This window comes from Pseudomonas sp. F1_0610 (genome assembly GCF_047470865.1).
GTDB lineage: Bacteria > Pseudomonadota > Gammaproteobacteria > Pseudomonadales > Pseudomonadaceae > JAZDRH01.
Genome location: NZ_JAZDRH010000075.1, coordinates 1 through 950 on the forward strand (window position 1 = coordinate 1; position 950 = coordinate 950).

The window sequence follows — 950 nt, forward strand, 5'->3', positions numbered from 1 at the left end:
GTATAGAGTATAGAGTGATTTATAACTAGAAATAACAATGTTGTTAATCAACAAAACATCAATCTAAGTTTAAATATATAATATATTAATTATTTAAAAATAATAGAACTTCTATAAAACAACGCTTATTTAGCTTGATATGAGTGCCTATTTTTAGCGAGCTGTTTTTCATACTCACGCTTGTTGTAGTTTTCTGTAATTTGGTCAACAGATAAGCCAAGCCTACCGTCTGTTGGAAATAAGGGAGGAATCCATGCATTAGCCATAATTACATTCCTTTAGGGATAGTAGGGCGACATTCTGGTGGTTCAGTTAAACCTTTAAGCGGAACAGAAATGGGGTAGTTCTTCTTTGTAGGATAAATGCACGAGGTGGTTACTTTTGCCTGGCCACAAGTGAGCAAGTGTACTGTAAGCTGACAAAAATCATGGTAGTAATCATATTCAGGAACAGGAATGGTGATGCTATGGCGTAAGGTACGGGCTTTTATGCGTCCTCGATACGCATCAAGTTCTTTGTATTGAGCGCGAGACAGAACCATAGGTGGAGAAATTAAACCTTTTACATAAATGGTATCCCACTCAATGGTTACCTTAAAATCAGGCCGCCAGACTTTAGGCATCATAATCCCACCTGTAGGAGAGAGGGAGATAGAGACGGGACTGCCATTGACAATTACTCCTCCTACTTCATTAGTAGTATGGCTTATAGCCGCTACTGGCACACCAATCCATTCTTCACCATTTCTCTTTACACCATCAGAGGTGGCTAAACAGCCGGTCAGGTGGCTGAGTAGTAACAGCACTAAAGTAGGTTTTATTAGTTTAGGTATTTGCATGGGCTATCCTTTGCGATGTTCCCTTTGCAGAGTATAGACTATAGAGTGATTTATAACTAGAAATAACAATGTTGTTAATCAACAAAACATCAATCTAAGTTTAAATATATAA

2 protein-coding genes are annotated in these 950 nt (G+C 37.8%); both read right to left on the reverse strand.

Features of this window, described 5'->3' with window-relative positions; genetic code table 11:
* Window positions 1-125: 125 nt before the first annotated feature.
* Window positions 126-266, reverse strand: coding sequence for a hypothetical protein (locus VQ643_RS16255; protein WP_414201550.1), 141 nt, complete (start codon window positions 264-266; stop codon window positions 126-128).
* A 2-nt stretch (window positions 267-268) separates the two neighbouring features.
* Window positions 269-838, reverse strand: coding sequence for a DUF3304 domain-containing protein (locus VQ643_RS16260; RefSeq protein WP_414201552.1), 570 nt, complete (start codon window positions 836-838; stop codon window positions 269-271).
* Between the last annotated feature and the right edge of the window lie 112 nt (window positions 839-950).

Excerpts from the sequence above, each read along its gene's own strand:
- VQ643_RS16260 (WP_414201552.1), bottom strand. The coding sequence starts at position 838 with ATGCAAATACCTAAACTAATAAAACCTACTTTAGTGCTGTTACTACTC.
- VQ643_RS16255 (WP_414201550.1), bottom strand. The coding sequence starts at position 266 with ATGGCTAATGCATGGATTCCTCCCTTATTTCCAACAGACGGTAGGCTT.